The following is a 24,822-nucleotide window of genomic DNA, read 5'->3' on the forward strand; positions in this document are numbered from 1 at the left end:
CAAATTCAAAAAAAGAAAACATTCTAAATGAGATTGCTTCGTCTTTCGCAATGATAAAAAAAATCCCAAACGCCATTAATTGGAATTTGGGATTTTAAATATTGAAATTTAAAGAAGTTTAGATTTTCTTCATTTGTTCTTTCATCATGGTGATTTGCTCTTTCAGCATGCCTTGTTTGTCTAATTTCTTAGCTTCATTCAATAAATTGGTTGCTTCAAGCTTTCTTCTGCGTGACATTGCAACTCCTGCAAGGTTTAATTTAGCTACTGCTAAATCCATATCCATAGATAATCCAAGTTCGATTGCTTTTTTGAAATGTTTCTCAGCCTGGTTGATATTAGTTTGAGATAACATAATTCCGTGTAGGTAATTAAAATATCCTTGTTGTTTTCTAACTAATGCCGATTCCGGATTTTTGATGTATGCCAACCAGTTTTTAGCTCCTTCAAAATCTTGTTTTCTTAATTTTAGGAAGGCTAAAAGGATGAATTCGTTTTTGAAATAAAGAAAAATCGGAATTGCTGTCAATAATATAAGGAAAATACCATTCCCGATATTACTCTCAGTAAATTGCCAAACGCCAGCAACTACAAGAAGTCCGGCCAAAATAAGCTTAATATTTTTGTTAAACATAATAGGTGTATATTTGTGATTGCAAATATAGTAAAATGAATTAAAAATATTTTTATTAAAGTACTTGCCAGAAAAAAAAGTCTTTGTATATTTGCACTCGGTTTTAGAATAACGATATTCAAAAACAGAAAAGAGATATTAGATACCATTTTAAAGATACAAAGCAATGAGCAAAAGAACGTTTCAACCATCGAAAAGAAAAAGAAGAAATAAGCACGGATTTATGGACAGAATGGCTTCTGCGAATGGAAGAAAAGTTCTAGCGCGTAGAAGAGCAAAAGGAAGACATAAATTAACTGTTTCTAGCGAGCCTAGACACAAAAAATAATGTTTGTATAAACATACATAAGGCGATTACTTTTTTAGTATCGCCTTTTTTTATACCTTGTCGGTAAAAAAAGCCGCAACGTTCTAGTTTAGAATACACTACGAATGTTTTTTTAAGTACATTATATAACTACACAATACAAATACAATGCCTAAAGACACATCAATAAAATCAGTTTTAATAATAGGATCAGGTCCTATTGTTATTGGTCAAGCTTGCGAATTCGATTATGCAGGATCTCAATCTGCACGTTCTATTCGTGAAGAAGGAATTGAAGTTATCTTGATAAACTCAAATCCAGCGACTATTATGACCGACCCAACCATGGCGGATCATGTATATTTGAAACCATTAACTACAAAATCGATTATTGAAATTCTGAAGGAACATCCACAAATTGATGCGGTTTTGCCAACAATGGGGGGACAAACTGCGTTGAATTTATGTCTGGAAGCTGATGAAAAAGGAATTTGGCAGGATTTCGGAGTAAGATTAATAGGTGTTGACGTAAATGCTATTAATATTACCGAGGACAGAGAGCAATTTAAACAATTGCTTCAAAAAATAAATGTACCTACTGCACCGGCAAAAACAGCTACTTCTTTCCTTGAAGGAAAAGAGATTGCTCAGGAATTTGGATTTCCTTTAGTAATTCGTCCTTCGTTTACATTAGGAGGAACTGGAGCGGCTTTTGTTCACAGTAAAGAAGAATTTGACGAAAAACTAACCTACGGATTAGAAATGTCACCAATTCACGAAGTACTGATTGACAAAGCTTTGTTAGGATGGAAAGAATATGAATTAGAACTTTTGAGAGATAAAAATGATAATGTTGTAATTATCTGTTCAATTGAAAATATGGATCCAATGGGAATTCATACCGGAGATTCGATTACGGTTGCACCAGCAATGACATTATCAGATACTACTTTCCAAAAATTACGTGATTACGCGATCTTGATGATGCGTAGTATCGGAAATTTTGCAGGAGGCTGTAACGTACAATTCGCAGTTTCGCCAGATGATAAAGAAGATATCGTAGCGATCGAGATTAATCCTCGTGTGTCACGTTCTTCTGCTTTGGCATCAAAAGCAACTGGTTATCCAATTGCTAAAATTGCTTCTAAACTTGCTTTAGGATACAATTTAGATGAATTACAAAACCAAATTACAAAATCGACTTCGGCTCTTTTTGAACCGACATTGGATTATGTAATTGTAAAAATACCACGTTGGAACTTTGATAAATTTGAAGGTGCCGACAGAACTTTAGGACTTCAGATGAAATCTGTTGGTGAAGTAATGGGAATTGGACGTTCGTTCCAGGAAGCTTTGCATAAAGCTACACAATCATTAGAAATCAAAAGAAATGGTTTAGGTGCTGATGGGAAAGGATATACGAATTATGAGCAAATTATCGAGAAACTGACTTTTGCAAGCTGGGATCGTGTTTTTGTAATTTATGATGCAATTGCAATGGGAATTCCGTTGAGCCGTATTCATGAAATCACAAAAATCGATATGTGGTTCTTGAAACAATACGAGGAACTTTATACTTTAGAAAAAGAAATTTCAAACTATAAGATTTCTAATCTTCCAAAAGAATTGTTACTTGAAGCAAAACAAAAAGGTTTTGCCGACAGACAAATCGCTCACATGATGAATTGTCTTGAAAGTGAAGTTCACACTTTACGTATGGATCAAAACATCAATCGTGTGTTTAAACTGGTTGATACTTGTGCAGCAGAATTTAAAGCACAAACACCTTATTACTACTCGACTTTTGAAGCTGAAATCGAAAAAGCAAACGGCGAGCGTTATGTAGATAACGAAAGTATTGTAACAGATAAAAAGAAAATCATCGTTTTAGGTTCAGGACCAAACAGAATTGGACAAGGAATTGAGTTTGATTATTCTTGTGTGCACGGAGTTTTGGCAGCAAAAGAATGTGGTTACGAAACAATTATGATCAACTGTAATCCTGAAACAGTTTCGACTGATTTTGATACAGCTGATAAATTATACTTTGAGCCTGTTTTCTGGGAACATATTTACGATATCATTCAGCATGAAAAACCAGAAGGTGTTATTGTTCAGTTAGGTGGACAAACAGCTTTGAAATTGGCTGAAAAATTATCTAAATATGGAGTAAAAATCATCGGAACTAGTTTTGATGCACTTGATTTAGCCGAAGACAGAGGACGTTTCTCAGACTTATTGAGAGAATTACACATTCCTTTCCCACAATTCGGAATTGCTGAAACAGCAGATGAAGCTTCTGCACTTGCAGATACTTTAGACTTCCCATTATTGATTCGACCTTCTTATGTATTAGGAGGCCAGGGAATGAAAATTGTAATCAACAAAAAAGAATTAGAAGAGCACGTTATCAATTTATTGAAAACGATTCCAGGAAATAAATTGCTTTTAGATCATTATTTAGCCGGTGCAATCGAAGCAGAGGCAGATGCAATTTGTGATGCTGATGGTAATGTTTACATCATCGGAATTATGGAGCATATAGAACCGTGTGGAGTTCATTCTGGAGATAGTAATGCTACTTTGCCTCCTTTTAACTTAGGAGAGTTTGTAATGCAACAAATAAAAGACCATACTTACAAAATTGCGAGAGCTTTAAAAACAGTAGGTTTGATCAATATTCAGTTTGCAATTAAAGATGATACGGTTTACATTATCGAAGCAAATCCTAGAGCTTCGAGAACAGTACCGTTTATTGCAAAAGCTTACGGAGAGCCTTATGTAAACTACGCTACAAAAGTAATGTTAGGGCACAATAAGGTAACAGACTTCGATTTTAATCCACAATTAAAAGGATATGCGATCAAACAACCGGTTTTCTCTTTCAGTAAATTCCAAAATGTAAACAAAGCATTAGGACCTGAAATGAAATCAACAGGAGAAAGCATTTTGTTTATTGATGATTTGAAAGACGATCAATTCTACGAATTGTATTCAAGAAGAAAAATGTATTTGAGTAAATAATCTCAGATTCTTATATAAATGAAAAGCTCCAATGAAAATTGGAGCTTTTTTTTGATTCTTAGATAAAGATGAATGCGTTTAATATTTTGGGACAATATTAAAAGTAAGAAAAAGAGTATTTTTATTTAAATAAATCTTATTTTTATAGGATTAATCTTAAAAAAAATACAACCATGAAAAGCACGAAACAAATTATGTTGATAATTACTTTATGTATTTCACAACTTTTTATTCAATGTAGTACTGATGATAATAAGGTAAATGAAGAAAAGACAAGAAAGGAAAGTTATACTGAGGAAATCATTTTATTAAGAAATTATATTGCGACTAGTTTGAATATAAGTATAACAAAAATTATTTATTATTCAAGTCATAGCACTTTTATAATCGATGGAGACGTCTCGATGTCTTTAGAGGAGGCAAGAAATCGATACAATGATTCGGGTTTAAAAAATGCCAACAAAAGTAATCAAAGGGCTAGCCCATATCTTATGAGTCCGGAAATGTTCTAGGATATTTATTTACTACTCAACAACCTGGAACTAGTGCACCTTATAGTTTTGGAATTTATGAAGCTAGACCAGGGCAATTCCTTCTTATGTATACCATTATAACTTCTCAACAAAAGATTCTGACGCTGTATTAAAATCTATTGTAGGATATGTAAGTACTAAATTAATAGAAAAAGATGGTCAAAAAGTGCCTATTTGGCTTTGATAGAAATAATGTTAAATTGGATTTGAATCGAAGCTGTATTTTGTATTATTTGTGTACTTATTTTAAAAAGAGAAAGCTCCATTATTTGGAGCTTTCTCTTTTTAAAATAAATAAGACATTATTATTTAATCAATTGCTGCAAAGGCTTCAATTGTTCCATGTCGATTTTTGATTCTTTCAAAACCGACATTAAAGTCATAATGTTATTCGGGTTCATGTTTTTTCCCAGAACGCGAACTACTGCAAAACCATTTTCTTTTCTGTTCGCAAAAACTACAAACTCTTCGATGTTTTCATCCGTGCCAACGTAACTTATAGAAGCACCATCTTTACCTGAACCAAAAGACATTAGTTTTTGGTATTTTGGATCTTTCAAAATCGCTTTAACTTTTGCTCTTTCGGTTTCAAATTGTACCTGATTTTTAGCATTTGCTTTGAACGCCAGTATGTTCATTTTATCAAAAGAATTTAAAGCTTCGGTTTGTGCTGCTGTTAATTTCGTTTTTTCAATGTTTAGAATAGTTGGCGAAATATCAAAAGCGATAAAATCCTTATTATCAGTATTTTGTACGAAATATTTTTGCAATGATGGTTCAGAATTACAACTTATTAAAGTTAATAATGCTAAAAGGACTGTGGTAAAGACGCTTGTTCTCATGATTATTTTTTGCCTTTAGAGGCTTTTTTTAAGTCAGAACCACCAGGAAGTTGCATCTTGTCTGTTAGTACTGAGATTTCGTTGATATCAAAATTACCTGTTAAAGATAATAAAACTGTTTCGTCGCCTTTAGCTCCGTCAACGTACATCAGTAATTCTCTTACCTGAGAGTCTGTTGCTCCTGATTTTACTGATATTTTTACGTTTCTGCCACCGTCATTGATTCTCATTAATTCTTCTAAACCAGCTGTTTTTACATATTTATCTGCTGAAGCTTTCATATCAGCTTCGATTTTAGGATTTTTGGTTGTAAACACTTTTAGATAGTCTAGTTTTTTAATTAGACTGATGTATTGTTGCATTTCTTTATCAGAAGCATCAACTTTTACTTTGCTCATTAAATCGAACATCTTTTTGTTTACAATTACTGAAGTTACATCGTCCTGACCATCAAATTTGTCAAATGCTCCTTGTGCATAAAAAGTAGTTGTAACGAATGCGAAAACTAGTGTTATGATGAAATTTTTCATTTTGTTTATTTTTTTTGATTGATTTAATTACTGTTTAAAAATTTTGTTTTTTGATTGTTCATATTCCTGAATGTATTGTACACTTTCAATACCTACATTCACATTGTTTGATAATAAGGCCAAAGCTTTTTGCGTTGCTGCAAGGGCTTCTTCCGGATCATCATAGGTTCCTAATTCTGATTGCGCTACAACCGGAGCTGTAGTTTCCTGGCTCACATAATAAAAGGTTCCAATTCCGAGTAAAACAACAACTGAAGCTGCAATTGATAACCACGCCACATTTCGTTTCTTAGTTTGTAGTGGTATCTCTTGCGTTGTTTTTTGTTGTTTTACCTGAGAGAAATAACCAAACATTGGTTTGTATTGCTCCAAATGCTGCGCAACATCTGATGAAGAAAAGTATTCTTTTAATTCTTTTTCTTCGGCAATAGTAGTTTCTCCCTGAAAGTATTTTTCTAATATATTTTCTATTTTATCTAATTCCATAACTGTGTGTATTAACCATTGATTCTCTTATTTTTTTTCTCGCTCTCGAAAGTGCTACCCGAATAGCAGTTTCATTCATATTGACAATTTTCGCAATTTCATCAAATTCATATTGTTCAACATCGCGAAGCTGAATTAATATTTGGAGTTGCTCGGGCAACTGATTTATAATTTTTTCGACCCATTCCAGACTATCAGAATCTTCCAGTTTTTTATCTAATTGCGGTTCACGATCTGTATAATTATTATGAACTATTTTTAGATTTCCCGCTCTTTTAGATTTTAGCTGATCCAAACAATAATTTTTGGTCATTGTCATCGCCACAGCTTCAATATTATTGTAGGTATCCAAATTTTCTTTTTTATTCCACAATTTTACCATTACTTCCTGAGTGGCGTCTTCAGCTTCTTCAGTACTGGTAAGTAATCTTTTTGCCAGACGAAAAACTTTGTCTTTAAAAGGATTAATCAATTCTATAAACGCAACTTGATTCATAATTGGTTATTTGTTGGTTTTTGGTCGGTTATAAGTTGCTTTTTTATTATGATTTTTTTAAAATTAATCAATGTTTATAAGTAAGCTTATATAGTCAAGACGAGGCACTATTATTTTTGTTACAACGTGTTTATGATTTTTTTTTGAAAAAAGAACCTAAACTGAATATAGTTAAAACTAAAGGTAGTATTTTTACGTTAATATATTTATTGATACCACTATACCTAATTATATGAAAACAATATTAAAGAGTTTACTGCTTATATTTTTGCTGGCATTTGCTCTGCAATCATGTGAAGATCAGGACGATGTTGCTGCTCCGGCAGATTTACAGGTGAACGATTTTATCTGGAAAGGATTGAATCAGTTTTACTTATGGCAACCTGATGTTCCTAATTTAGCTGATGATCGTTTTAGTTCTCAGGAAGCACTTAACTCTTTTTTGAAAGGATATTCTAAGCCTGAAGATTTATTTCAGGATTTATTAAATAAACCAAGTAGTAAATTTCCGAAAGGACAGGCAATTGACCGTTTTAGCTGGATTGTAGATGATTATACTGTTTTGGAAGGAGAACTTCAGGGAACAACAAAAAATGATGGAGTAGATTTTAGATTAAGTTACAAACCTGGAAGTACTACAGATTTAGTGGGTTTTGTGCGATATATTATTCCAAATTCTGATGCTTCAACGAAAGATATTAAGCGTGGAGATTTATTTACGGCAGTAAATGGAACGCAGCTTACGGTTTCAAATTATCAGGCACTTTTGAATGCTGATAGCTATACATTGAATATGGCTACTATCAACGGAACAACTATTACATCTAATGGTAAAACGGTAGCTCTGGTTAAAACAACTTTAGATGAAAATCCAATTTTTATCAATAAAGTTATTATTTCAGGAAGTCATAAAATTGGTTATTTGATGTATAACGGATTTTATGCTAATTATGATGCCCAACTTAATAACGCTTTTGCTACATTAAAATCACAAGGAGTAACGGATTTCGTTTTAGATTTAAGATATAATGGAGGTGGTTCGATTCAAACAGCTTCAAGATTAGCAAGTATGATTACAGGTCAGTTTGCAACTAAGATTTTTGCTAAAGAAAAATGGAATCCAAAGGTGAATGAATATTATGAAAGTGAAGATCCGGAATCGTTGAATGTTAGATTTGTAGATAAAATAGACGGAGCTGCAGTTAATAGTTTGAATTTATCTAAAATATATATCATTACTACAGATGGAACTGCATCTGCAAGTGAATTGGTTATTAACGGACTTGTGCCTTATATTTCTGTAGTTCAGGTAGGAGAAACAACGGTTGGTAAAAACGTGGGTTCAGTAACATTGTATGATTCACCTAGTTTTGGAAAAACAAACCGAAATCCAAATCACAAATATGCTATGCAACCTTTAGTTTTAAAGATTGTAAATGCTGCTGATTTTGGTGAATATACAAATGGTTTACCACCTACTTATGAGCAATTGGAATACATTAATAATATGGGAGTTCTGGGAGATCCATCTGAACCTTTATTGAATTTAACTATTTCAAAAATTACAGGTTCAACTGCGAAGAAAATACAACAGGACAGAACACAAGCTTTAAGAACGTTTACAGATATTAAAGCGATGAACGGAATAAGAAATCAAATGTATACTGAAAAAGCACCGGAAGGGCTTTTGAGAGCATTAAAATAAAATCGGAATAAAAGGAAAAAGGCTTTCAGAAATGAAAGCCTTTTTTACAAAAAAAATCCAAAAACTAATTTAAAAATAAAGGAATATTAATTGTTAAAGTAAAAACCATTTGGTCCTACGCCAACCGTTAATTCTTTTTGCAAACTTCCACTTAAATTGTAGATGTAAGCTTTGCTGTTTGATCCGAAATCGCCACCATCAGCAATAAATATTTTATCATTTTCTACTGCAAAACCATAAATTGAACCTCCTGCAGGAAGACTGGCAGTTGCAATTGCTGTTGTTGAAGCAGCTGTTGCAGTAGTACTAATTGCATAGACTGATTTATTAGAAGTATAATAAATCTTATCATTATAAATATCTAAATATCCAGCTCTGTCTAAAGATGCAGGGAAAGTGATTTTAGTAACCGACTTATCAGATAATTTTACTTTTACAATTTCGCTTCTGTTATTACCATAAGGAGCTCTCAAAACATACAAAATGCCATCTTTAACTTCCATACTATCTCCATCATAACCAATTGTTACCGGAGTTTCTAATGCTTTTGTTGCAGGATTTACTACCAGTACTTTGTCATTAGAAGAATCTGTAATGTATAATTTATTGTTTTCCAATAAAATTCTATTCGCAGTTGCGCCCAATTCGATTTTAGATTCTACTTTATTGGTAGCCAAATCGATTATTGCAATATAATCATCAGTATCTCCAGTTGCCGGGTTGATATATGAGTAAGTGTTTGCATTCGTTACATAAGCTTTTCCATCTTTTACAACTCCGTATCTTGGATTAGAAAGACCTGTTTCAACTTTTGCAATTAATTTAAAAGTATATCTGTTTACAACGTTAATTACATTTGATCCACCAGCAATGATATACGCTTTATCTCCATCAAAAAAGATGTTTTGAAGATATACTCCTGCAAAATCACCAGCATTTACAGTTTTGTAAACATCTGATGTAAAATTGGCTAAATCATCACTGGCAAAAGAAACTGAACCACCGCCAGAATTTCCTTCATTTAAGATGAAAAATCCATTATCATAAACTCCTTTAGGATCATCATTGTTGTCATCATTTGAACAAGAAACAAAAAGCGATGCGCTTAATGCTACTAAAAATAGTCTGGTTAACTTCATTATATTAAAATTTAAGGTTTAAATACACATTAAAATTTCTGCCTGGCATTGGCCTGTTTTCAAGACTTTCATAATTTTCATTCCAAAGATTTAAAACCTGAAACCCTAGTTTGAAAGAACTTAAAAATTTAAAATCGTAGTCGATTCCTATATTGGAAACCATATAGGCCTCTACAATTTCATTTGGATCATTATCGGATTGTGTGTACACAAAACCGTTATACAAAAATTGGTAATAAGCTGAAATATTATTTCTTGAATAAGAAACAGCTGCAGTAACTTTATTAAAAGGGACAAAAAAGAGTTGTTTGTCAGTTGCTATATCTTTAGAAACTGTGTAAGCGTAAGTTGCATTAGCACCAAAATAATTTTTGCCATATTGTTTTTTCCAGCTCAATAAAGTTTCAGTTCCGTAAGTATTGACTTTATCTGTATTTTGAGGTGTCCAGATTCCGTTACTTCCAGGAACCCAACGCAATAAATCGGTAATTTTGATGTAGTAGAAAGTCTGCGTAAGCGAAATGTTTTTATAAGTAAACACATTTCCAATTTCTGCCTGATACGAACTTTCTGGCTTTAAATCCGGATTTCCGCCTTCTTCCCAATATAAATCATTGAAAGTTGGAATTCTGAAATTTCGGGATAAATTCAATTTCAAATTGTATAATTTTCCAAATTGATACGAAGATCCTAAGGAGAATAAAACAGGTGATTTATAATTGTCTGTAAATTCTTTTCTAATTCCAAATTCGTTTTTCCAATCTTTTGAAAAATCTTGTTTTATCAATAATGCAGCAGAACTAATTTCTCTGGTATTATCGCCAAAACCACTTCCAAAACCTTTGGTTTTGTTATAATCTAAAATCCCGTTTATTTGTGTTGATTTAAAAAGCGTATATCCTAAATCAGCTTTGGCAATAAAGCTTTCTGTTTTTCCGAAAGTATATTGATTAGTTGAATTATCAGCGTAATATTGATAATTTTCAAAAATATAAGCAGTTTTGAAATTGGTTTTAAATCTTCCGAAATCGCCATCGTATTCTAATAAATTTCGATTGAAACCATTCACATATTTGCTTTTGGTTTCTGTCTCGGTTATTAAGGAAGTATTTCGATCAGTATTAGAAGTTTGGCTGTATAATTTCAGACTGTTTTTGGCATTAAATTTATAACCCAAATTAGCGCTCATGGTAATAACATCGTATTGCCCGTTTTGGTTCCAGCGCTGTTCGCCTTTCCAGGTATATTGATTGAGGTATTTATAATCGTTTGTCGAGCTATTTTTAGAAAACCCAATTTGAGCGCTCCATTTTTCGTTAGAAATATTAGTTTTATAATTGATTCCGATAGTATTGAAACTTCCGTAATCTAGTTTTAAATTATTCTCAAAACGATTATAAAATGCTAAATCGTTATTTAAATGGACAGTTCCTCCAACGGCTCCACTTCCATAAATTACGCTTCCTCCGCCGGCTTTCACACTAACTGAATTATAATCAGAACCTGAAATTGTATTGAAATCAGTACTCCCATTCATTTGAGAATTAATGTTGATTCCGTTCCAGATTACAGCAGTTTGTGATGAAGTCGTTCCTCTAAAAGCAACTGTAGAAAGCATACCGCGTCCGTATTCTTTGAAATAAATAGTGGAGTTAAAGTTTAAAAGATCTGTTAATAAAGCTTCATTTTTATTGATAACAGAATCATTGAGTTTTAAAACAGATTGTGAAGCAGAATATTTTTTAAGATTAGAATCAGAAACGACAACTGTTTTCAATTTTGTAATAGAGTCATTCTGCGCCGAAATAATCTGGCACAAAAACAGCAAACAAAAAGCGAAACGTTTTTTTAAAGTCATAATTTCTACACTCTTTTTCCCGAGAGTTCGATATTTGTTATAAAGGCAGGTCTCCTGGCTTGCGTCTTGTTGTTTACCTTCCCATTCGTCGTGGCGAACAGTGGTTTTGTAGTTAACAACAAGCATTCTTTTCAGAACTAAGCTTACAGTTGCGGGTACAGCTCAAGATTTTACTTGATTCCCTTTTAATGTGCTTTTAAAAATTAAAACACAACCTTAAATTTCGGGCAAAGATAAAGTTAAATATGTTGAATTATCAAATTTGTTTTACTTTTTAGGTCAAATTCTAAACAGAATCATCCTCAAAGCTCAATTTTAATGACTTCGCCAAAATCTACTTTATTTTGAAAAGCATCTTTTAAGGGCAAAGAAGAATAATGACATAAGATACTTCTTATAACTCCGGCATGACAAACCACAACAATTGGCTGATCCATTTCTTTTGAAGTTAAATCAGTTAGAAAATCTCTAACACGTTGGTGTAATTCGACGAAAGATTCTCCATTTGAAGCAGGAACGTTTACAAAATCTTCCATCCAGGGATTGAGTTGTTCAGGCAGAATATCATTCCATTTTTTCATTTCCCAATCGCCAAAATTCATTTCCATTAAACGATTGTCTTCCTGATAAGATAGAGTTTTAACATTCTCTTGAATGTACTTTGCCAAAAGAACACAACGTTTTAACGGGCTGGAAAAAAGATGTGCTTCTGAAGGTAATTGCTTTGTAATATTTTCAAAAATCGATTCAAAAGGTTCGGCTATGTTTACATCAGATTGTCCGTAACAAATTCCTTTTTCGCAAGTCGTTTCAGTGTGACGAATTAAATAAATTTCCATATAAAAAGAAAGCTTAAATAATAAACAACTTCGCAAACTTGTTGTGTTGCACCCAGACAATCTCCTGTATAGCCGTCAATCCATTTTTGAAAATAGCGCGCCAAAAAATAACGTGTTATAAAAACAGGAATTAAAAGAAATAAGAATTCGTACTGAAAATAAGAAAGCGCCAAAAGCGGCAATAATCCGAAGAAAAAGGCTCCGAAAATTTCTTTCCATGTATGCTTTTTAGCAATAGGTTTACTTTTACTCGAAGCATCAACGCGCGAATATTCGTGTGTAAAAATGATAGAAATGGCCGCCAATCGGCTCAAAGCGTGAGCTGAAATGAATAAAAGAAAAATCTTAAGAAGTCCGCTATAACTTTCTATCTGAAAAATAGAAATCGATTCAGAAAGTAATTTAAATTTCAATAAAAATAATAAAACCAAACCAATTGCTCCATAAGCACCAATGGCACTGTCTTTCATAATCATCAGGATTTTTTCTTTGGTCCAGCCGCCGCCAAAACCGTCACAAACATCAGCAAAACCATCTTCATGAAAAGCGCCAGTTGTTAGAATTGAAGCGATAATAGCTAAAATTACAGCAATTTCAATAGACAAAAATTGAGCGAAAATATAAAAGGCAAAAAAAGAAATACTTCCCACAATCCACCCAATAAATGGAAAATAACGTGTGGCTTTATTTAAATAATCAGGATTGTGATCTATGTTTTTTGGACACGGAATTCTTGTGTAAAACATTAAGCAAGTGAAGAAGATGTGTAGTTCTTTTTTCATTTAAAAAAGGGTATTTGTTTGAATTTTAATAGAATAGATTTTAAATGGTTTTGTCATTTCGACGAAGGAGAAATCACATCCAGAGAGCGACGCACTGTATGTAAGTTTCTAGTGTGATTTCTCCTTCGTCGAAATACCAATAGGAGACTTCATCATTTTCTACTAACTCCTGCACTCTCAAAACTAGCCATTTCATTCAGAAAAGCTTCCGCTGATTTTAAAATTGGGAAAGCAACTGCACAGCCCGTTCCTTCTCCCAGACGCAAATCTAAATTTAAAATTGGTTTTGCCTTTAAATATTGAAGTAATTTTTGATGCGCCTGTTCAGCAGAACAATGACAAAAAACAGCATTTTTAATTATAGAAGGATTTATTTTTGAAGCAATTAAAAAGGCCACGCTGCAAATAAAACCATCAACTAAAATCAACATTTTGTTATCAAAAGCCGTTAACATTCCGCTTGCCATTTGTATAATTTCAAATCCGCCAAAATAGGCTAGTTGCTCTTTTAATTCGGCTTGACCGGAATAATTTAAAATTGCTTTTTTAAGAAATTCCTGTTTCTGAAGTAACTTTTCATTTTCAACACCAGTTCCTTTTCCAACGCATTCTTCAATAGGAAAACCAGTTAAAAGGCTCATTAAAATGGACGCTGTAGAGGTATTTCCAATTCCCATTTCACCAAAACCAATGCAGTTTGAACCTGTTTTTGATATATTTTCGACAATGATTTTACCTTTCTCAAAACACAATTGCAATTCGGTTTCGCTCATGGCCGGCGCATGCAGGAATGATTGCGTTCCTTTTGCAATTTTAGCATTTATAAGATTTGCGTTTGTCGGAAAATCATAATTTACGCCTGAATCTACAATCGACAATTGAATGTGATTTTGTTTGCAAAAAATATTTATCGCTGCGCCACCTTCCAGAAAATTACCTATCATTTGGCGCGTTACATCTTGCGGATAAGCACTCACACCATGATTTGCAATTCCGTGATCTGCTGCAAAAACAACAATATTCGGATTTATAATTTTCGGATTTAAAGTTTCAAAAACCGTTGCCATCTGAAAAGCTAAAGTTTCTAAAGTTCCTAAAGCACCAACAGGCTTGGTTTTGCCGTCTATTTTTTCTTGTAAAAGGGTACTGAAATTATTTTGGTTTTCAATCTCAGTTTGTCTTTTTGTTTTTAAATCAGAAATATAACTGTCTGTTACATTTTTAATTTCTGTACAAATCGGTTTTTCTGATTTTTGCCTCCAGTGCAATTGTTGCAACATGGGTTGATTATCATAATTAGTGGCCGGTTTTCCCACACAGAAATAACCTAAAGGTTCGATGTTTTCAGGTAAATCAAGTATTTTTTTAAACTGATAATAATTCAAAATCGAAACCCAGCCCATACCATAACCTTGATCGGTTAGGGAAAGCCAAATATTCTGAGCCGCACAAACCGAACTAAATTTTACTGCTTCATTGCTTCCAACGGTTCCAATTGTAAATTGATTTAAAACCGATCTGTCATAAGCGATAATAAGTCCAACTGGTGCTTCTTCAATGGCTTCAAGTTTCAGGGATCTATAATGTTCTTTTTGTTCCGGATTATCGGTTAAAGATTCAGCTTTTTTATTGTAATCCAAAAACAAATTTTTGATAGCACTTTTTACTTCTGCCGATTTAATGATATAATAACGTGTAGCATCTGTAAGTCCAACAGATGGCGCCCAATGTCCTGCCTGCAAAGCTTTTTCAATCACTTCATCAGGAACTTCATCGGCGGTAAAATGTCGGGTATCACGACGCGATTTTAAAATATCATCTAAATTACTCATGTTGTTGGGTTAAAATTCCAATAAAAAAAATCCAAATTCCAATAAAAAAAATTAATTTGAATGTTTGAATTTATGCAAAGTTAAGGCAATACCTTGGAATTTGAATTTATCCCGAGGCTTCGGGATGGAATTTTATTTAATTTTTACTGGAATTCCTGAAACCATCAAAATCACTTCATCTGCATTTGAGGCCAAAAATTGATTCATCCAGCCTTGAAGTTCTGTGAATTTTCTTCCGATATGGGTTTCGGCATGAACACCCATTCCAATTTCGTTTGTAACAATAATTAGTGTTGCGTTTTCCTGGTTTGCAATCGTAAGAAACTCTTTTTTTGCTTCTTCTAAACTTAAAATCACATCATATTTATGGTCGACAAAAAAGTTAGTCAGCCAAAGCGTGACACAATCAATTAAAGCAACTTTTTCTGAAAAATTAATTTCGCTTAAATGTTTTTCTTTTTCAATGTTAGTCCAACGTTGGTCGCGTTCTTGCTGATGACGATCGATTCTGGTTTGGAAATCATCGTCCCATTTTCTGGCTGTTGCCACATAAATTGGTGCATCTGAAAGTTTTAATGCTAAATTTTGTGCATAACTGCTTTTTCCAGATCGCTCGCCGCCGGTAATTAAGTAAATCATTTTGTTCTTGAGTTATGAGTTTTGAATTATAAGTTATGAGTTTTTTGACGGAAATTAAAAAATGAATTGAATAAGTAATGAACTCAAAATTCATAATTTATAACTCAAAATTATTTATAAGGGCAATGACGACAACCATTTCCACAGCAATTGCCACGTTTCAAATGAAACCAACTGGTAAAGACAGTATTGCCATCTTCCTTATAATAATCGATATCTTCAATAAGTTTTGCGGTTTTTGGTAAAGATATGGCTTTATTTTGTAAAGCTTTTGTAGGCGTCATAGTTTCGACATAAGCATCTATTTTGTCTACGCAGGCTTCTTTAAAGCAAAGAGGACAAAGACAATCTCCTCCTTCAGAAAGATTAAAAATAGGAGGGTAATCATTACACCAACATTTATTTTCAACAGAAGTATCTCCGCAGCTAAAATTAGATTCGCAACTTGAGCAAACTTTGGTTTTTGTGGTATTCATAAATAGTAAAAGATAATTTGTTGAATTTTGTAAGAATAAAAGTAAACAAAAAAAATAGAAATTGCCTTACCTTTGTCGTCATAGAAAATTTAAATAATGAAATTGTAACATTCAAAATCTGTGCCGATATTGGGACTTAACGATTTCAAATTCCAAAATAGTATAACTAACATATGAAACATTTATTACCTAAAACGTTTTATGTTTTGTCTTTTTTTCTTCTTATAGGTTGTAAAAAAAATGAAACTGCTGAAGTTGCAAAATCTCCAATTGCCCAAAATAGTATAGAATATGCATCTGGACTTTCTATTGTAAAACACGAAGGATATTCGGTTGTAATAGTTTCAAATCCATGGCCAAATGCCAATAAAGATTTCAAATATATTTTAAAAGAAAAAGATGCCAAAGTTCCGGATAGCCTCCAAACTTATACCACAATCAAAGTTCCGTTGGAAACGGTTGTTGTTACATCAACTACTAATATTCCCTATCTTGAAATGTTGGATGTTGAAAATAAATTGGTAGGTTTTCCACATACCGATTATATCTCTTCTGAAAAAACCAGAATTTTAATTGATAAAGGTTCGGTAAAAAACGTTGGGCAAAATGAAAAATTAAATATTGAACAATTAATAGAATTGTCGCCAGATTTAATTGTGACTTTTGGAGTTGACAATAATAATCCGATGCTGGATAACTTAAAGAAAAGTGGTTTAAATGTTATGATTCAGGCCGACTGGATGGAACAATCTCCACTTGGAAAAGCCGAATGGATTAAACTCTATGGAGCCTTGTTTAGTAAAGAAGATAAAGCCAAAGAATTATTTGACAAGATTGTCGAAAGCTATAATCAGGCTAAAAAATTAGTAGCCGAAAAGCCTGCAACCACAACCGTTTTATATGGTTCTATGTATGAAGACGTTTGGTACGTTGCAAAAGGAAATAGCTGGGTAGCACAATTTATGAAAGATGCACAGTCTAATTATTTATGGGCCGATTTAAAAGGAACCGGAAGCGAAGGTTTATCATTCGAAAAAGTATTAGACAAAGCCAAAACTGCTAACGTTTGGATTGCTTCAGGATCTTTTCAGACTTTAGCCGAATTGCAGAAAGCAAATCCGCATTATAGTGAATTTGATGCTTTTAAAAATAAAACCATTTATACTTTAGAAAGTAAGTTTGGAGCAACCGGCGGAACTATTTATTATGAATTATCGCCAAGCCGTCCAGATTTGGTTTTGAAAGATTATATAAAAATTTTTCACCCGGATTTACTGCCGAGTTATGAGTTTACTTTTGCATCTAAACTGAACTAAATTGGCAAACAAAAAACGAAATACCATTTTATTTATCGTTCTGGGTTTAGGGCTTCTTCTGATGTTTTTTGCAAGTCTTAGTTTGGGTTCGGTGAATATTCCGTTTAAAGATGTTTATGCGAGTTTAACTGGAGGTCAGGCAAGTAAATCAACCTGGGAATATATTATTATCAATTACCGTTTACCAAAAGCAATTACAGCAGTTTTAGTCGGAACCGGACTTTCAATAAGTGGTTTGTTGATGCAGACTTTGTTTAGAAATCCGCTTGCAGGACCGTATGTTTTAGGATTAAGTTCAGGTGCAAGTCTGGGAGTGGCCTTTGTGATTCTCGGTGCTGGATTTTTGCCTTCTTTTTTGAAAATTATCGCATTATCATCATACGGAATTGTTTTGGCTTCGACTTTAGGAAGTACACTTGTTTTATTATTGGTTTTAGTAGTTTCACAACGATTACGCGATACGATGGCTATCTTAATTGTCGGATTAATGTTTGGAAGTTTTACAACCGCAATTGTTAGTGTTTTAACTTACTTTAGTACTGCCGAACAACTGCAAAAATTTACATTTTGGTCGCTAGGAAACCTTGGAAATCTTTCCTGGAAATCAATCACAGTTTTAGGTGTCAGTGTATTTTTTGGCTTAATTTTAAGTGCAGGCAGTATTAAGCCTTTGAATGCTTTGCTTTTGGGCGAAAATTATGCTAAAAGTATGGGGCTGAATTTCAAAAAAGCACGTTTGATCATTATTTTTGCAACCAGTATTTTAGCCGGAAGTATAACTGCTTTTGCTGGTCCAATTGCTTTTATTGGTTTAGCTGTTCCGCATATCGCAAAACTTACTTTTCAAACCAGTAACCATATGATTTTGTTTTGGAGTACATTGCTTTTTGGAGCTACAATTGTATTATTCTGTGATATAGTTTCTCAAATGCCGGGGTTTGATGTTACGCTTCCAATAAATGCAATTACGTCTATAATTGGTGCTCCGGTTGTAATTTGGTTATTGATAAGAAAAAGAAATTTTCAGTAATCTTAGAACCTTAGCGTCTCAGTATCTTAGCAACTTTAAAAGAATGAAAACAATTCTAGAAACATCGAATTTATCTATTGGCTACAAGTCCAAGAAAGCAACTGTGACTATTGCTGAAAATCTAAATTTGAGTTTAAATTCGGGAAAACTCATTTCGTTAATTGGTGCGAACGGAATTGGAAAATCAACTTTATTGCGAACGATTACGGGAATTCAGCAACCATTATCAGGAAAAGTGCTTCTGAATGATAAGAATATAAACAGCTATAATCCGTTAGATTTGGCACAAAACCTAAGTTTGGTTTTAACCGAAAAATTACCGCCGAGTAATCTTTCTGTTTTTGAATTAGTGGCTTTGGGAAGACAACCGTATACCAATTGGATTGGAACTTTAACTTCAGAAGATATCGAAAAAGTGCAGCTAGCAATGGCGTTAACCCAAATCGAACATTTGGCACAAAAAAGGCATTTTGAGATCAGTGACGGGCAATTGCAAAAGGTTTTAATTGCAAGAGCTTTGGCACAAGATACGCCGTTAATTATTCTGGATGAACCCACAACACATTTAGATTTATTGCATAAAGTTTCGCTTTTTAAATTGCTGAAAAAGCTAACGCAGGAAACTCAAAAATGTATTTTATTCTCCACACATGATATCGATTTGGCCATTCAGTTAAGTGATGAAATGATCATCATGACACCAGAATTTGTTGTTCAGGATGAGCCTTGTAATTTAATTTCGAAAGGAAGTTTTGCGACTTTGTTCAAAGATGAACATATTATTTTTGATGCCGAAAAAGGAAAGTTTGTAATTACGTAGAAGTATAGTTGTTTTCAGTAGCTAATCCTGCTGTCCGCTATATCTTTTGTGGCGAACCCCGCCACAAAAGGATGCCGCTCCCATCAGGGCTAGGGCACCAGTTTTCATAAGAATTTTGAAATCCGCTAAACGATTAAACTTTTTTCAACCCAATCTGTCTCTTAGCTTCCCCAACAACAAAAGCGACAGAATTGGCAATATTAAAACTGCGAATTAACTTCGACATCGGAATCGTTAAATGATTCTCAAAACGAGCTAAAACTTCCTTGCTTAAACCAACACTTTCTTTTCCAAAAACCAACCAGTCTCCATCCTGAAAATCGGTTTCTAAGTAAGATTTTTCGGCATGCGAACTCATTAAAAAAACACGTGATTGATCAGGAATCTGCTGAATCCATTCTTCTATATTTTGATATTCGGTCACATCAAGATGCACCCAATAATCCAAACCCGAACGTTTTAGGTTTTTATCATTAATCACAAATCCAAAAGGATGAATTAAGTGTAAGCGACTTTCCGTCCCCACACATAAGCGTCCAATATTCCCCGTATTATTTGGTATTTCTGGTTCTACAAGAACAACGTTTAGCATTTTTTTAGTTATTTGTTATATGATAAAAGTTAGAAGTTAGATGAGTCTATAATTATCTAATTGACACATTTTCTAATTATCTAATTTAAAATCGGGAACTTCTAAGACTTCTCCGGCTTTTAAGTTTTGCAAATATACATTTCCTATTCTAACACGAACCAATCTTAAAGTAGGAAAGCCAACCGCTGCGGTCATTTTACGAACCTGACGAAACTTTCCTTCATTTACAGTTATAGAAGCCCATGAAGTTGGGCCATGGCGTTCGTCCCGAATTTTTTTTGCCCTTGGTCCAAAATCAGGAATTTCAGTAACAATAAAAGCTTTACAGGGTTTGGTTTTGTATTTTCCGCCATCAAAACCAATTTCTACGCCTTTTTGCAATTGTTCAATTGCTTCAGGAGTTATGATGCCGTCAACTTGTACATAATATTCTTTATCCACTTTTTTGCTTCTTATTTGTTCGCTAACTTTTCCATCTGTAGTAAGCAAAAGCAATCCTTCTGAATCTTCGTCTAAACGGCCAATTGCCATAGTTCCTTCGGGAAAATCATATAATTCCCCCAAAAGCTTTTTCTTTCTTTTTAGTTCATAAATAAATTGACTTAAATAGCCATAAGGTTTAAAAAGAATGAAATGTTGATGCATGTTTTAAATTTTGAATGCAAAGATAGTTTTGTTCTTCAAGTATTAAAGTAATATCGAATTGGATTTTAGCTTTTTGATTTCATTTTTTTCAACCGTTCATATACAAACCAGATAATGGTAACGGAAAATAATATCAATAATGGAATGTAATAATTTTTGAAAAAAATGGCAATTATAAAACAAAAGCAATGTTAAGCCATAAAATGTTCAGATTTAAAATTTGTAATATTATAGAAAAGAATTTAAAATAAGTAAAGTCATGGAAACAAGTAATTTAGGTTCTAAAAAAATAAACGGAACGCAAAAAAATATTGATGAAGCGAAAGGCAAAAATATTCCACACGATACTGAATTTCATGAGTCAGAGATTAAACAAGAAGTTGTGACTGATAAAAGTGGAAACAAAGAAATCGTAGATAGGGCCCGAAATGAAAACGAAAGTATCAAAGAAACTTCAAATGATGTAAATCCAAATAATCCAAATGCCAATCGGGGCGTTTCGACAGAAGAAGAAGCTAAAAAAACAGTAGAGAATAAAGATCGAAATTCAGATGTAACACCAAACCGGTATCCGAATTCAAATCCGGAAAGTCATGAAGACAGAGGAAATATGAAATTGGATGAGTGATTTTTTTGTTCATTGCCGAGGTTTGAATTTTGATAAAAGAAAAGGAAAGCTGTCTGAATTTCAGGCAGCTTTTTTTGTCAGGTTTTGTGAGTAGATAAGTTTTTATTCTATACATGATTTAAAAATCTTACAATTAATTTAAGTTTTGACAATATTATCTTAACTTTAAAGGCGATAACTTTAACTTCTAAAAACTCTATTTCTTAACCTATGAAAAAGATCTACTCAGTTCGCCATTTAATGGCTTTTTTAAGTTTTTTTTATTGCTCATTATCTGTATTTGCTCAGACGTTTCCAGAAAAACGAGCATTGCCTTATACACAAAATTTTAACGTATTAGCCACAAGTCCTGACGTTTACCCGGTTGGATTTCAGGGCTGGACAGCAAGTACATCGCCAGGTTCGGTTTTTAATACAAGTGCTGCTGTAGGTGTAGACAGACCTCTGACGATAAATGGTACGGCTGCTGTCGGTACTGGTAATATTTATAATTATGATGGGAAAATTGGATTTTTGAATACTAGCGGACTTGATCTGTCAATTGGATTTGCTTTTGATGCCACTAATCAAAAAGCGATTCAGGTTCAATATGATGCAATGACAATTCGTAATCCTTATGATGTTCCGCCAACTACAACCAATACACGTATAAATGAGATGGTTTTGCAATATAGAGTAGGAACAACTGCTCCTTTTATTTCACTATTATCAACTGCATATGCAAATAACGATGTAAAACAGATAACGGCTGTTACCACTCCTCAAAATTTAAAAACTTTTAAGATTACGTTGCCTACTGAATGTGACAATCAGCCTGAAATTCAAATAAGATGGATTTCAAGACAAGTTTCCGGTTCAGGGTCAAGACCATCGTTTGCAATCGATAATATTGATATAAAAAGTGATGTCACCGCTCCAATAAACACGGTGGGTTATCCAAAAGCAGACAATATTTTATCAAACAGTTTTGATTTTTCTAATAAATTAGATGAAATCGGAAAGACCTACTATGTATTATTGGCTGGTGGGAGTACAACTCCAAGTATAGCTCAAATAAAAGCGGGCCAGGATGCAAATGGAGCAGCGGCTTTGCAATCAGGTTTTTTTGATGTTACAGATCCAGCTCAGATATATTTAAAAAGTTTTACCGGACTTACTATTAGTACTGCTTATTCTGTTTTTTCCATTTCAGAAGATCCATATGGAAATATACAGGCAAATGTTGTAAAAGTTGATGTAACAACTCCAGCTGCAGTAATTCCTTCTGTGACCACAACTGTTGCCTCTCTTGCTTTAGGATTTTCAGAAACAGGTTTTACTACAGAAAGTGCAAGCTATCAAATTCAGGCCGCTAATCTTTCAGCTGACGTTACAGTTACGACTACAGGAAATTTCACTATTTCTAAAGATAACACAGCGTTTGGAACTTCTTTAACATACACTGTAGCTGATTTTGCCTCAAATGCAACACCAACGGTCTATGTTCGTTTTACACCAACTGCTACAGGTAGTTTTTCCGGACAGATAACACACGAATCAACCGGTGCGACAAGCAAAATAGTTACGCTCTCAGGAACAGGAATTAATCCGTATGTACAAGGGTTTAATGATCCGGCTGTTTTAACCAATAGTGGCTGGACGCAATATAATGTTGCAGGTAATGCGAATTTTTGGACAGGTACAACAGTGACACGAAATGTAAATTCAGGAACCGGAGCGGTACTTGTTAACGGCTATTCTGATAATGGTCCAAGTAAAGATTGGTTGATTTCGCCAAGATTACGTTTGGATAATTTTACCCAAATTCCATTGCTGTCTTTTTACTCCCGCAAGTTTTATGCAGGTACCGATTTAAAATTAATGGTTTCTGTTAATTATGATGGCAAAAGCAATCCTGAAACGGCAACGTGGACAGAAATACCAGGCGGCTTTCCAACTATTACAGGTGTTTATAAACAATCACAATACATAAATTTAGGACCTTATAAAACAAATCATACTTATGTGGCATGGGTTTATGTGACTACAGCCGGAGGAACAAATAATGCGGCAGAATGGTCGTTAGACGATGTTGCCATAACGAATGAAGTTGGTTTTGTGGCAGCAAATCCTATTTTAGATTTTGGAGAAGTTACTAGTAATACAATATCAACAAGCCAGTCTTTTGTTTTCAAGTCAGAAGGTTATAATGATATAACGATAAAAGCTCCGGCAGATTACCAGTTGTCATTGGATAATATTTCTTTTCAGTCAGATGTTTTCATAACTGCAGCTGATGCAATGGCAGGAAAAATAGTCTATGTTCGATTTACCCCTTCTGCAAAAGCGTTGAATATATCTGGAACTTTAACTGTTACAGGAACTGGTCTAAATAAACAAATAGGATCTTTAACAGGATCTTCGTGGCTAAAAGCCGATACTTTTGACATCGTAACCTACAATCTGGAGTTTTTTGGTACCGATGTAAAAGGAACTGATGGCGTTGAATTTGGCCCAACAGATGACGCTTTGCAAATTGAAAATGTTGCTAAAGTAATGAACAAATTAAATGCTGATGTTTATGTTGTTCAGGAAGTTTCTGATGATCCGTCTTTAGATCTTTTGATTCAGAAAATTAATATCAACGGAAAAACTTTTGATAAATCAATTTCAACATCATGGTCGTATTCTTTTAATGCTGCTGATCCTAATTTTCCACCTCAGAAATTAGTCGTACTTTATAATACACAGACAACTAGTGTAAAAAGCACTCGTGTTATGTTTAAGAAATTGTATGATGAGGTTCGTGCAGGAACAAAAACTTTAGCGAATTATCCAAGTACAGATGGTAATGATGATAGCTTCTTTTCTTCTGGACGATTGCCATATCTGGTAAAAATAGAAACAAATATTGGCGGAATTAAAAAAGAAATTAATCTGATTGATCTTCACGCTCGTGCCAATAGCGGATCTGATATTTCCAGATACAATATGCGTAAATATGATGTAGAATTACTGAAAGACAGTCTGGATGTTGAATTTCCAAATGCTAATTTTATGATTTTGGGAGATTTTAACGATGATGTTAAGGCATCTGTTATTGCTGGTAATCCTTCATCATATCAAAAAATAGTTGAAGATACAGGCCGTTATAATTCGCTTACTTTAGATATTAGTAAGGCTGGTGCTTATAGTTTTTTGAGTTCGGGTGGGTTTTTAGATCATATTGTTATTTCTAATGAACTTACGGATCAATATATTCCGAATTCGATTGCTGTTTATGATCCTCGAAATGATATTTCAAATTATACTAATACAACTTCAGATCATGGTCCTGTAATTGCCCGTTTTGAATTGAAAAAAGATGTTTTGTCTACCATTGATTTCGGAACAAATAATGGTTATTTTGTACAAGCTTATCCTAATCCGGCAACCAATGTAATGAATGTGTCAATAAAAACGAAAGAGGATAAAATTTTAAAATTAAGGCTTTATGATATTTCTGGACATTTAGTTGGAAAACCAATTGAAATAAGAGGGACTGATGAAAAAAAAGATATTGTAATTCCATTAGAGAATCTTAGATCAGGAATTTATGTTTATACTTTAAGTGAAAACAATAAAGTTGTTTATAGCAATAAAATCGTTAAAAAATAAATAGAAATAGAATTAAAGTAAAATGGCTGTCTC

General features: G+C 33.4%; 23 protein-coding genes and 1 riboswitch. Of the genes, 9 read left to right on the forward strand and 14 right to left on the reverse strand.

Translation table 11 applies throughout. The features are described from left to right. Positions 1 to 118: 118 nt before the first annotated feature. Positions 119 to 634, reverse strand: coding sequence for a hypothetical protein (locus AC1RRN_RS20005; RefSeq protein WP_026984100.1), 516 nt, complete (start codon positions 632 to 634; stop codon positions 119 to 121). A gap of 166 nt (positions 635 to 800) precedes the next feature. Here AC1RRN_RS20005 and rpmH point away from each other — a divergent pair, with 166 nt between their 5' ends. The 3 genes from rpmH (at position 801) to AC1RRN_RS20020 (ending at position 4,477) form a co-directional block, all read left to right on the forward strand. After that, positions 801 to 962, forward strand: a complete 162-nt coding sequence (gene rpmH / locus AC1RRN_RS20010) for a 50S ribosomal protein L34 (protein WP_008464848.1) — start codon at positions 801 to 803, stop codon at positions 960 to 962. A 147-nt stretch (positions 963 to 1,109) separates the two neighbouring features. Continuing rightward, positions 1,110 to 3,965: a carbamoyl-phosphate synthase large subunit gene (carB, locus tag AC1RRN_RS20015; RefSeq protein WP_194658407.1), complete on the forward strand. Its 2,856-nt coding sequence runs from the start codon at positions 1,110 to 1,112 to the stop codon at positions 3,963 to 3,965. 173 nt (positions 3,966 to 4,138) lie between these two features. Beyond that, positions 4,139 to 4,477 (forward strand): hypothetical protein, encoded by a 339-nt coding sequence (locus AC1RRN_RS20020; protein ID WP_492968991.1) that lies wholly within the window; start codon positions 4,139 to 4,141, stop codon positions 4,475 to 4,477. 326 nt (positions 4,478 to 4,803) lie between these two features. Here the strand turns inward: AC1RRN_RS20020 and AC1RRN_RS20025 are convergent, their stop codons facing one another. From AC1RRN_RS20025 to AC1RRN_RS20040, 4 genes are read right to left on the reverse strand one after another with little or no spacing between them, the layout of a single operon-like run. Further along, positions 4,804 to 5,340 carry a GFO_1091 family lipoprotein gene (locus tag AC1RRN_RS20025; RefSeq protein ID WP_492968992.1) on the reverse strand — a complete coding sequence of 179 codons (537 nt, stop codon included), beginning with the start codon at positions 5,338 to 5,340 and terminating at the stop codon, positions 4,804 to 4,806. 2 nt (positions 5,341 to 5,342) lie between these two features. Further along, on the reverse strand, positions 5,343 to 5,870 hold the full coding sequence (locus tag AC1RRN_RS20030) for a GFO_1090 family protein (RefSeq protein ID WP_492968993.1): 528 nt from the start codon (positions 5,868 to 5,870) through the stop codon (positions 5,343 to 5,345). Between the two features lie 27 nt (positions 5,871 to 5,897). Continuing rightward, a complete protein-coding gene (locus AC1RRN_RS20035) occupies positions 5,898 to 6,356 on the reverse strand; it encodes a PG0215 family putative anti-sigma factor (protein WP_492968994.1) in 459 nt (152 codons plus the stop codon). Beyond that, on the reverse strand, positions 6,343 to 6,852 hold the full coding sequence (locus AC1RRN_RS20040) for a GFO_1088 family ECF-type sigma factor (protein WP_492968995.1): 510 nt from the start codon (positions 6,850 to 6,852) through the stop codon (positions 6,343 to 6,345). The genes AC1RRN_RS20035 and AC1RRN_RS20040 overlap by 14 nt, the downstream gene beginning before the upstream one ends. 232 nt (positions 6,853 to 7,084) lie before the next feature. Between AC1RRN_RS20040 and AC1RRN_RS20045 the strand changes: the two genes are divergently transcribed. Further along, entirely contained in the window at positions 7,085 to 8,557 is a 1,473-nt protein-coding gene (locus tag AC1RRN_RS20045) for a GFO_1087 family putative carboxy terminal peptidase (RefSeq protein ID WP_492968996.1), read from the forward strand. Positions 8,558 to 8,643: 86 nt separating this feature from the next. Here the strand turns inward: AC1RRN_RS20045 and AC1RRN_RS20050 are convergent, their stop codons facing one another. The 7 genes from AC1RRN_RS20050 to AC1RRN_RS20080 all read right to left on the reverse strand — a co-directional run bounded on the left by AC1RRN_RS20050 (position 8,644) and on the right by AC1RRN_RS20080 (position 16,122). Continuing rightward, positions 8,644 to 9,696 carry a YncE family protein gene (locus AC1RRN_RS20050; protein ID WP_492968997.1) on the reverse strand — a complete coding sequence of 351 codons (1,053 nt, stop codon included), beginning with the start codon at positions 9,694 to 9,696 and terminating at the stop codon, positions 8,644 to 8,646. A 4-nt stretch (positions 9,697 to 9,700) separates the two neighbouring features. Next, positions 9,701 to 11,554: a TonB-dependent receptor plug domain-containing protein gene (locus AC1RRN_RS20055; protein ID WP_492968998.1), complete on the reverse strand. Its 1,854-nt coding sequence runs from the start codon at positions 11,552 to 11,554 to the stop codon at positions 9,701 to 9,703. A gap of 27 nt (positions 11,555 to 11,581) precedes the next feature. Continuing rightward, positions 11,582 to 11,788, reverse strand: a riboswitch (cobalamin riboswitch). A 68-nt stretch (positions 11,789 to 11,856) separates the two neighbouring features. Further along, positions 11,857 to 12,393, reverse strand: coding sequence for an alpha-ribazole phosphatase (gene cobC / locus AC1RRN_RS20060; RefSeq protein ID WP_492968999.1), 537 nt, complete (start codon positions 12,391 to 12,393; stop codon positions 11,857 to 11,859). Beyond that, positions 12,378 to 13,175, reverse strand: a complete 798-nt coding sequence (locus AC1RRN_RS20065) for an adenosylcobinamide-GDP ribazoletransferase (protein WP_492969000.1) — start codon at positions 13,173 to 13,175, stop codon at positions 12,378 to 12,380. Before AC1RRN_RS20065 ends, cobC begins: the two co-directional genes overlap by 16 nt. A 152-nt stretch (positions 13,176 to 13,327) precedes the next feature. Next, complete coding sequence (gene cobT, locus AC1RRN_RS20070) at positions 13,328 to 15,007, reverse strand: nicotinate-nucleotide--dimethylbenzimidazole phosphoribosyltransferase (protein WP_492969001.1); 1,680 nt, start codon at positions 15,005 to 15,007, stop codon at positions 13,328 to 13,330. A gap of 132 nt (positions 15,008 to 15,139) precedes the next feature. Then, positions 15,140 to 15,646, reverse strand: a complete 507-nt coding sequence (gene cobU, locus AC1RRN_RS20075) for a bifunctional adenosylcobinamide kinase/adenosylcobinamide-phosphate guanylyltransferase (RefSeq protein WP_492969002.1) — start codon at positions 15,644 to 15,646, stop codon at positions 15,140 to 15,142. A gap of 110 nt (positions 15,647 to 15,756) precedes the next feature. Continuing rightward, complete coding sequence (locus tag AC1RRN_RS20080; protein WP_492969003.1) at positions 15,757 to 16,122, reverse strand: C1orf53 family protein; 366 nt, start codon at positions 16,120 to 16,122, stop codon at positions 15,757 to 15,759. Positions 16,123 to 16,295: 173 nt separating this feature from the next. On the opposite strand from AC1RRN_RS20080, the gene AC1RRN_RS20085 reads away from it, so the two are divergent. The 3 genes from AC1RRN_RS20085 to AC1RRN_RS20095 are packed head-to-tail and all read left to right on the forward strand — an operon-like array spanning position 16,296 to position 19,288. Beyond that, a complete protein-coding gene (locus AC1RRN_RS20085; protein WP_492969004.1) occupies positions 16,296 to 17,438 on the forward strand; it encodes an ABC transporter substrate-binding protein in 1,143 nt (380 codons plus the stop codon). 1 nt (position 17,439) lies between these two features. Further along, a complete protein-coding gene (locus AC1RRN_RS20090; RefSeq protein WP_492969005.1) occupies positions 17,440 to 18,468 on the forward strand; it encodes an iron chelate uptake ABC transporter family permease subunit in 1,029 nt (342 codons plus the stop codon). Positions 18,469 to 18,511: 43 nt separating this feature from the next. Continuing rightward, positions 18,512 to 19,288, forward strand: a complete 777-nt coding sequence (locus AC1RRN_RS20095) for an ABC transporter ATP-binding protein (protein WP_492969006.1) — start codon at positions 18,512 to 18,514, stop codon at positions 19,286 to 19,288. 133 nt (positions 19,289 to 19,421) lie between these two features. Here the strand turns inward: AC1RRN_RS20095 and AC1RRN_RS20100 are convergent, their stop codons facing one another. Next, positions 19,422 to 19,880 carry a tRNA (cytidine(34)-2'-O)-methyltransferase gene (locus AC1RRN_RS20100; protein ID WP_199000072.1) on the reverse strand — a complete coding sequence of 153 codons (459 nt, stop codon included), beginning with the start codon at positions 19,878 to 19,880 and terminating at the stop codon, positions 19,422 to 19,424. Between the two features lie 72 nt (positions 19,881 to 19,952). Continuing rightward, a complete protein-coding gene (locus AC1RRN_RS20105; protein WP_492969007.1) occupies positions 19,953 to 20,525 on the reverse strand; it encodes a pseudouridine synthase in 573 nt (190 codons plus the stop codon). 259 nt (positions 20,526 to 20,784) lie between these two features. On the opposite strand from AC1RRN_RS20105, the gene AC1RRN_RS20110 reads away from it, so the two are divergent. After that, the gene (locus tag AC1RRN_RS20110) at positions 20,785 to 21,153 is read left to right on the forward strand and encodes a hypothetical protein (protein WP_492969008.1); all 369 of its coding nucleotides are present in this window, start codon (positions 20,785 to 20,787) and stop codon (positions 21,151 to 21,153) included. 210 nt (positions 21,154 to 21,363) lie between these two features. Beyond that, complete coding sequence (locus tag AC1RRN_RS20115) at positions 21,364 to 24,789, forward strand: T9SS type A sorting domain-containing protein (RefSeq protein ID WP_492969009.1); 3,426 nt, start codon at positions 21,364 to 21,366, stop codon at positions 24,787 to 24,789. Positions 24,790 to 24,822: the final 33 nt, after the last annotated feature.

Source organism: Flavobacterium sp. GW821-FHT11G01, from assembly GCF_058808175.1.

Bases quoted from the DNA above. Each gene is read 5' to 3' on its own strand.
- AC1RRN_RS20005 (WP_026984100.1), bottom strand. From the start codon at position 634: ATGTTTAACAAAAATATTAAGCTTATTTTGGCCGGACTTCTTGTAGTT.
- rpmH (WP_008464848.1), top strand. From the start codon at position 801: ATGAGCAAAAGAACGTTTCAACCATCGAAAAGAAAAAGAAGAAATAAG.
- carB (WP_194658407.1), top strand. From the start codon at position 1,110: ATGCCTAAAGACACATCAATAAAATCAGTTTTAATAATAGGATCAGGT.
- AC1RRN_RS20020 (WP_492968991.1), top strand. From the start codon at position 4,139: ATGAAAAGCACGAAACAAATTATGTTGATAATTACTTTATGTATTTCA.
- AC1RRN_RS20025 (WP_492968992.1), bottom strand. From the start codon at position 5,340: ATGAGAACAAGCGTCTTTACCACAGTCCTTTTAGCATTATTAACTTTA.
- AC1RRN_RS20030 (WP_492968993.1), bottom strand. From the start codon at position 5,870: ATGAAAAATTTCATCATAACACTAGTTTTCGCATTCGTTACAACTACT.
- AC1RRN_RS20035 (WP_492968994.1), bottom strand. From the start codon at position 6,356: ATGGAATTAGATAAAATAGAAAATATATTAGAAAAATACTTTCAGGGA.
- AC1RRN_RS20040 (WP_492968995.1), bottom strand. From the start codon at position 6,852: ATGAATCAAGTTGCGTTTATAGAATTGATTAATCCTTTTAAAGACAAA.
- AC1RRN_RS20045 (WP_492968996.1), top strand. From the start codon at position 7,085: ATGAAAACAATATTAAAGAGTTTACTGCTTATATTTTTGCTGGCATTT.
- AC1RRN_RS20050 (WP_492968997.1), bottom strand. From the start codon at position 9,696: ATGAAGTTAACCAGACTATTTTTAGTAGCATTAAGCGCATCGCTTTTT.
- AC1RRN_RS20055 (WP_492968998.1), bottom strand. From the start codon at position 11,554: ATGACTTTAAAAAAACGTTTCGCTTTTTGTTTGCTGTTTTTGTGCCAG.
- cobC (WP_492968999.1), bottom strand. From the start codon at position 12,393: ATGGAAATTTATTTAATTCGTCACACTGAAACGACTTGCGAAAAAGGA.
- AC1RRN_RS20065 (WP_492969000.1), bottom strand. From the start codon at position 13,175: ATGAAAAAAGAACTACACATCTTCTTCACTTGCTTAATGTTTTACACA.
- cobT (WP_492969001.1), bottom strand. From the start codon at position 15,007: ATGAGTAATTTAGATGATATTTTAAAATCGCGTCGTGATACCCGACAT.
- cobU (WP_492969002.1), bottom strand. From the start codon at position 15,646: ATGATTTACTTAATTACCGGCGGCGAGCGATCTGGAAAAAGCAGTTAT.
- AC1RRN_RS20080 (WP_492969003.1), bottom strand. From the start codon at position 16,122: ATGAATACCACAAAAACCAAAGTTTGCTCAAGTTGCGAATCTAATTTT.
- AC1RRN_RS20085 (WP_492969004.1), top strand. From the start codon at position 16,296: ATGAAACATTTATTACCTAAAACGTTTTATGTTTTGTCTTTTTTTCTT.
- AC1RRN_RS20095 (WP_492969006.1), top strand. From the start codon at position 18,512: ATGAAAACAATTCTAGAAACATCGAATTTATCTATTGGCTACAAGTCC.
- AC1RRN_RS20100 (WP_199000072.1), bottom strand. From the start codon at position 19,880: ATGCTAAACGTTGTTCTTGTAGAACCAGAAATACCAAATAATACGGGG.
- AC1RRN_RS20105 (WP_492969007.1), bottom strand. From the start codon at position 20,525: ATGCATCAACATTTCATTCTTTTTAAACCTTATGGCTATTTAAGTCAA.
- AC1RRN_RS20110 (WP_492969008.1), top strand. From the start codon at position 20,785: ATGGAAACAAGTAATTTAGGTTCTAAAAAAATAAACGGAACGCAAAAA.
- AC1RRN_RS20115 (WP_492969009.1), top strand. From the start codon at position 21,364: ATGAAAAAGATCTACTCAGTTCGCCATTTAATGGCTTTTTTAAGTTTT.